The following is a 7,104-nucleotide window of genomic DNA, read 5'->3' as shown; positions in this document are numbered from 1 at the left end:
AGTTAAAAACTAAAAATTAATCCTACGGACTTCGCTTCGTATGGCTGATTTTTAGTACCAAAGTAATATTTTGAGTTTTACCTTAAAAATATCGCAAAAAGAAACATTTTTAATTTTGTAGAGTTTTCTAAGAGACACTACTTACCCAAGGTAAGCTTTAAGGATTGTGCTTTTTGTTGATTTTCTAAGTTTTCTTAGTGCTTTTTCTTTAATCTGCCTTACTCTTTCTCTTGTCAGGTCTATTTTGTCACTAATGTCTTCATAAGAATGAGGATTGTTGCCTTCAAGACCAAAAAATAGATTTACAATATCTCTTTCTTTTTGAGACAAAATTGTAACAACTCTTGAAATTTCTTTTTGAAGAGATTCATGTATTAAACCTTTATCTGGATCAGGTTCTTGGTCGTTAGGTAAAATAGTGAGTAAGCTTGCATCCTCTTCTTCTTTTATCGGAGCGTCAATAGATAAATGCTTGCTTGATGATGATAAAGTAGAGGCTACTTCAGTTGCTGAAATTTCTAATACTTCAGCAATTTCAAAATCAGCAGCTTTTCTTTCATATTGTTGCTCAAGCCTTATTGATGCATGAGATATTTTGCTTAATGACCCTACTTTGTTTAATGGTAATCTTACCAAACGGGATTGGTCTGCTAAAGCTTGTAAAATTGACTGACGAATCCACCAAACAGCATAAGAAATAAACTTAAAGCCCCTTGTTTCATCAAATCTTTTAGCAGCTTTTATTAAGCCCATATTTCCTTCGTTAATCAAATCACCAAGAGTAAGTCCTTGATTTTGATATTGTTTTGCAACAGAGACAACAAATCTTAAGTTAGCATTAACAAGCTTTTCAAGTGCTATTTGGTCGCCTTTCTTGATTTTTATAGCTAATTCAACTTCTTCACCGGGAGTTATCATCTCAACTTTGGATATTTCATTGAGATATTTGTCTAAGGATTTGTTCTCACGATTTGTAAATTGTTTACTAATTTTAAGTTGTCTCATATTTTTGATAATTATATTGCTATTCCCAAAAAATTATAGAATTTTGCCGAATGTTATCAAGCAAAAATTTGACCAAATAAAAGCATGTTTGTGAGTGATTTGTTGGATTTATTCGTTAATTTTATCATATTCGGCAGAAAAAAATGTTTGCAAATATATAAAAAATTTATTTAATGTCAAAATATTAATAATTAAATTTATGGAAAACAGGATTAAGGAATTAACTAAAGATGTTGAAACATTAAAAGCAACTACAATTGAGGAAGTTGAAGAATTACGAATAAAATATCTTGGGCGTAAAGGCTTGCTACAACAACTTTTTATCGATTTCAAAAAGCTACCTCCGGATGAAAAAAAGATTTACGGAAAAAGTTTAAATATCTTTAAACAAAAAGTAAACTCTGTAATTGAAGCTTTAAAAGATGGCTTTAAAGAAAAGGAAGAGTATGAGAAATATGCAAAGCTTGACCTTAGTTTAGAGTCTCCGCAAGAAAATGTAGGTTCACGTCATCCTATTTCTATTGTAAAAAATATTATAATTGAACATTTTGCACGAATTGGCTTTACTGTGTCAGAAGGTCCAGAAATAGTGGATGACTGGCATAATTTTACAGCTCTCAATTTTCCGGCAGATCATCCTGCAAAGGATATGCAGGATACATTTTTTATCCGACAGAATCCTGATGTATTACTACGTACGCATACATCTTCAATACAAATTCAGGAAATGGAATCTAAGGCTTTGCCAATTAGAACAATTTCAATTGGTAGGGTTTACAGAAACGAAACTATTTCATACAAATCACATGTTCAATTCCATCAGGTTGAAGGGCTTTATGTTGACAAAGGTGTTTCTTTTGCCGACCTTAAGCAAACACTTTTTTATTACGTAAAACAATTCTTTGGAGATGATTATGAAGTTCGCTTCCGCCCATCATATTTTCCTTTTACTGAACCATCGGCAGAAATGGATATTCGTCCGATAAATTCCCAAAAATGGATGGAAATTCTCGGCTGTGGAATGGTTGACCCCAATGTTCTTGAAAATTGTAAAATTGACAGTTCAAAATATACAGGCTTTGCATTCGGAATGGGAATAGAGAGAATGGCAATGTTAAAATTTGGAATTGAGGACATAAGAACTCTTTACGAAAACGATGTTCGTTTTCTTGAACAATTTACTTCTGAAGTTTAAAATTTTGTTTTGAAAAAGCAACTTATCAATACTCTAAATAGTTTCTCAGCTTTTTTGCCAACCGCATTTTTATCATCTTTTTCGGGACAAAAAATTGTAATGCCTGCTTACCACGCAATTACAAATGAAAAAAAAGCACATTTTAATCCTGTACTTTTTAAAATAAGAGGAATTAAAGAATTTAAATCCGATTTGGATTTCTTTTTAAAAAACTTTAATGCAGTAAATATTAATGAACTTATTGACTCTGCAAAAAACAAAATGCCATTTCAAAAAAAGAGTTTTTTTCTTTCTTTTGATGACGGACTAAGCGAATGCTATAAGGTTATCGCTCCCATTTTGTTAGAAAAAGGAATTCCTGCTACCTTTTTTGTAAACACTGATTTTGTCGATAACAAAAATTTATTTTATCGTTTTAAAGTCAGCATTTTTATTGATTCTCTTAATAAAAATAATTATTCCGATACAGTTTTAAAAGAAATTTCCAAGCTTCTCTCAATAGTAAAATATTCAACCGATAGTTTAATAAAAACGTTACTTACAGTTGATTATCAAAGTAAAACAATTCTTGATAAAATTGCAATTGTTTTAAATATTAATTTTGACAATTACTTAAAAACAGAAAAGCCCTATTTATCAAGCGAGCAAATTAATTCTCTAATTGATGATGGATTTTCTATTGGTTCACATAGCTGTGATCATCCTTTGTTTCATCAAATCCCTATTGAGAAGCAAGTTTCTCAAATTGAAGAAAGTCTTAAATATTTAAGGAGAAATCATAAAATAAAAAATCCTGTATTCTCATTTCCTTTTACAGATCATTTGGTTTCAAAAGAGTTTTTTACAACTGTTTATGACAAAAAAAATCCCATTGCAGATATTACTTTTGGTTGTGCAGGATTAAAAAATGATTCTATTCCATTAAATTTGCAGAGAATTGCAATGGATACTTCTAACAATAAAGCAAAGACAATTATAAACACAGAATATTTGTATTATTTATTAAAAGCTCCATTAGGTAAAAACAAAATTATTAGAAAGTAGATGCTACAAAAAATCAAAAATATTATTCTTGCTAATCCTGACAAAGATGCTTTTTGCATTAATGATGTTTTTACTACCTATTCCAATTTTGCCAGCCTGCTTTCCAATATTCGATTTGAAATAGAAAACAGTTGTTTGCAAACGGAGGAAATGATTGGAATTGTTACCTACAACGATATTCAAACATACGCATCAATTTTTGCCACAATGTTTTCAGGCTACGGTTTTGTGCCTTTAAATCCTGAAAACCCTGATGACAGAAATACAGAAATTTGCAAGCATGCAGGAGTTAAAACGATTTTAAGTTCTAAAGAAAAACCTGCATATATTTTCGATAAAAATTTTATTTCAACAAATAATCTACCTGATAAAGCAATAGACCTTTCATTAGATAATTACAAAAAAGAAAACGTTGCTTGTATTTTATTTACTTCCGGAAGTACAGGTGTTCCTAAGGGAGTTCCTCTAACATTTGAAAATATAACCGCCACTCTTGATGCATTCTTTTCACTCGGTTACAAAATAAGTTCAGAAGACAGATTTTTGCAAATGTTTGATTTTACATTCGACCTTTCTATGTTTTCATATTTGCCAGCTTTGTCTGTTGGAGCTTGTGTTTACACCGTTCCACTTTCAGGGATAAAATACCTTGAAGCTTACAAGGTGATGAATAAATACAAAGTCAGCATTGCTGTTATGGTTCCTTCAACTCTTTCATTTTTAAGTCCTTATTTCAAAAACATTTCTCTTGAAGATGTTCGCTATTCAATTCATGGAGGAGAAGCTTTTAATATTCAGCTTGCTAAAAAATGGGCGGAATGCATACCCAATGCACAGATAATTAATGCTTCAGGACCTTGCGAAACAACAATGTTTTGTATGGGTTATGAGTTGAACAATGATTTCAATAAAAACAAAACCTATAATGATGTTCTTGCTTTTGGATATCCGTGGAGTAGTAACATAGCGATTGTTGTTGATGAAAATTTAAAAGAAGTTACTCAAGGAGAAATTGGAGAACTTTGTTTTTCGGGAAAAAATGTAATGAATGGATATTGGAAAAATCCCGAATTAAATAAAAAAGTATTTTTTACAAAAATAATTAATGGCAATGAATTAAGATTTTATCGTACAGGAGATATGTCTTTTATTGATAAAAAAGGAATGTTTTATTCTTGTGGGCGTAAAGATTTTCAGGTAAAAATACAAGGGCATAAAGTTGAACTTACGGAAATAGAAAAGTATGCTCGTAGATTTACGGGAATAATGAATGTTGCAGCAATTACTTATGAAATTATTCCCGGTATTTTTGAAATATGTCTTTTTGTTGAAAAAAACAACAAAACAAAAGAGGATTTAAACTCATACCTAAAAAAGAAACTTCCAAACTATATGCTACCAAAGGGAATTATTGTTTTAGACAAATTTCCTTTAAACAACTATGACAAAATTAACAGAAAATATCTTCTCAATAAAATTTTAAAAAACGAAATTTCTTGTTGATATGAATGTTGAGAAAGAAATACAAAACAACCTTTTTGCTTTTTACAAGTTAGTTGCCAGCGAGGCTTCTCTGAACTTTTTTCATGGAGATGATTATAAATGGGTTAACTCTATTCCTTGGCCAAATTTTATTTTTGATGAAAATCCGAATAAAATAGAGAAAATAATTAAGGAAGTTGCAGACAAAAAAAATAAAGAAATACCGTCTTTTTGGATAACAAAAAACACACACAACAATTTGAAATTTCAGCACCTTCTTAGTGATGCTAACTTTTTAAAAGTTATGACCTGGCCCGGTATGGCAATTGATTTGTCAAAGAATAGTTTTGATAAACCCAAGTTGAAAGTTACTCAAGTAAAAACAAAGGAGCAATTAAAGGAATGGTTTAAGGTAATTGACCTTTCTTTTTTTTATAAAAGGTCGTCAGAGGAGGAAATTTTCATCAAGATTTTCAATTCTCAAAAAGTTGTGTTGTACATTGGATACCACAATTCTGTTGCCGTGGCAACTTCCTTAATGTTTTCAAACAATAAGTCGGCAGGACTTTACATGATTGCAAGCTTGCCAGAATACAGAAACAAAGGATTTGGAAGAGAAATAACTAAAATTGCCTTAGTTGATGCAAAAAATTCAGGGCATAGAATAGCTGTGCTTCAAGCAACAAAAGATGCTTTTGAAATGTATAAGAAAATAGGATTTAAAGAATATTGTAACTTTGATATTTATTGGAATCCTGAAAAAGATGAAATTTAAAAGGAATTTAACATTAACCATAAGAGATGAATAAAACTGATATTTTTATAAAGCTTAAAGAAATATTTGCAACAGTTTTTAAAGACAGCAAACTCGAACTCACAGAAAAAACTACCGCTTCTGATGTTGACAAATGGGATTCTTTAAATCATGTTGTGCTATTTAATACTATTGAAAAGAGTTTTAATATTCAGTTTGAATTTGATGATATGCTTGAACTCAATTCAGTAGGTGAAATTTGTGATAACATTTTTGAAAAATTAAATTGATTTTTATGAACTTTAGGGAAATAAAAGTTGGTGAATTACAAGCCTTCGTAAATTCAGGTGATTTTTTAAATAACAACATCATTCCTATAAGTTCTCATCGTGCTATTTCTCAATCACTAAATCCTTCTGCCGATAAAAATGATACAGCTTTAATTGTTGCATATAAAAATGAAATACTTGTTGGATATATCGGACTTTTACCTGATACAATTCGTACTAATAAAAAACAAAAAATATTTTGGAATTCTTGTTGGTGGGTAGATCAAGAAAAGGGAAAGCAAATTGCTATGCCACTGTTTTATAAAGCAATGGAGAGTAGCAAAAAAAACATCTTGCTTACCGACCTTAGTCCTCACACTTTAAATATTTTAAAAAAAACTTCTCTATTCTATTTCTCAAATTCCATAATAGGAACAAGGGCATTTCTTCGTTTTGATTTTCAAAATATTCTTCCTCAAAAGAAGATATTTTTTAGTAAAATCAAATTTGTTTTAAAAATATTGGATTTTAACTTTAATTTAGTAACAGCTCCCAAGCGTATTTTTGTCAAACAAAAAATCAAAAAATATAATTTTAATTTCCAAAAAATTGAATTTGTTGATGAGGAAGCAAATAATTTTATAAAAAAGAATAATAAAAGTGAATTGATTAAAAGAGAAAAAAAAGAACTCAATTGGATTATTAAAAATAAATGGATATTGCCTGAGGACAAAGACAAAAACAAGGAAAAAGAGAAATATTTTTTCTCCTCATTCTCTAATAATTTCGAATATCTACTTTATAAATTGTACGACAAAAACGATAAACTTATTGCTTTTTTGATGCTAAAATCGTATAACGGAAATTTAATAATACCCTACTGTTACTTTGAAAAAGAAAATGCTGAATTGATTCAGAATTTTATTACAAAGATTGCATTACAAAAGAAAATAAAGAGCATAACTACCTTTAATCCTGTCTTGTCAAAAAAGTTTTTTAAAAATAAAAGCAGATTCATTTTTGTAAAAAAATTAACAAAAGATTTTGCTATTTCAAATGAGTTAGAACATTGCAAAGCTGAGAACTACAATCTTCAGGATGGCGATGGTGATGGTGTTTTTGCATGAAAGGAATTTTGAAAAAGAATTGTTTAGATTCTCCTCCGTAGCTTTAGCGAAGGAGGATTTAGCCTAAATTGGATAACAAGTTAATAACTATGTTTTTTATTCCAGTCAATCTCAAAAGCTTCAATAATTTTATTTTGTTTTTTTGTGAGTTCTGAAAATATTATATTTTTTTTATTGATTTGAGTTCTTTTTATTTTATTGAGTTCTAACATTAATTCTCGTAAACTG

General features: G+C 29.6%; 7 protein-coding genes. 6 read left to right on the top strand and 1 reads right to left on the bottom strand.

What is annotated here, in order from left to right:
* Nucleotides 1–141: 141 nt before the first annotated feature.
* Nucleotides 142–1,005 carry an RNA polymerase sigma factor RpoD/SigA gene (locus U9R42_03380; GenBank protein MEA3495058.1) on the bottom strand — a complete coding sequence of 288 codons (864 nt, stop codon included), beginning with the start codon at nucleotides 1,003–1,005 and terminating at the stop codon, nucleotides 142–144.
* A gap of 199 nt (nucleotides 1,006–1,204) precedes the next feature.
* On the opposite strand from U9R42_03380, the gene pheS reads away from it, so the two are divergent.
* From pheS to U9R42_03350, 6 genes are read left to right on the top strand one after another with little or no spacing between them, the layout of a single operon-like run.
* Nucleotides 1,205–2,200, top strand: a complete 996-nt coding sequence (gene pheS, locus U9R42_03375; protein ID MEA3495057.1) for a phenylalanine--tRNA ligase subunit alpha — start codon at nucleotides 1,205–1,207, stop codon at nucleotides 2,198–2,200.
* A gap of 9 nt (nucleotides 2,201–2,209) precedes the next feature.
* Complete coding sequence (locus U9R42_03370) at nucleotides 2,210–3,244, top strand: polysaccharide deacetylase family protein (protein MEA3495056.1); 1,035 nt, start codon at nucleotides 2,210–2,212, stop codon at nucleotides 3,242–3,244.
* Nucleotides 3,245–4,747, top strand: a complete 1,503-nt coding sequence (locus tag U9R42_03365) for an AMP-binding protein (GenBank protein MEA3495055.1) — start codon at nucleotides 3,245–3,247, stop codon at nucleotides 4,745–4,747.
* A 1-nt stretch (nucleotide 4,748) separates the two neighbouring features.
* Nucleotides 4,749–5,501, top strand: coding sequence for a GNAT family N-acetyltransferase (locus tag U9R42_03360; GenBank protein MEA3495054.1), 753 nt, complete (start codon nucleotides 4,749–4,751; stop codon nucleotides 5,499–5,501).
* Between the two features lie 26 nt (nucleotides 5,502–5,527).
* A complete protein-coding gene (locus tag U9R42_03355) occupies nucleotides 5,528–5,770 on the top strand; it encodes an acyl carrier protein (protein MEA3495053.1) in 243 nt (80 codons plus the stop codon).
* A 5-nt stretch (nucleotides 5,771–5,775) separates the two neighbouring features.
* Nucleotides 5,776–6,876 carry a hypothetical protein gene (locus U9R42_03350; GenBank protein ID MEA3495052.1) on the top strand — a complete coding sequence of 367 codons (1,101 nt, stop codon included), beginning with the start codon at nucleotides 5,776–5,778 and terminating at the stop codon, nucleotides 6,874–6,876.
* Nucleotides 6,877–7,104 lie beyond the last annotated feature (228 nt).

This window comes from Bacteroidota bacterium (assembly GCA_034723125.1).
Lineage (GTDB): Bacteria > Bacteroidota > Bacteroidia > CAILMK01 > JAAYUY01 > JAYEOP01.
Note: the sequence above shows the minus strand (reverse complement) of the source record. Positions and strands in the feature narration are given on the sequence as shown.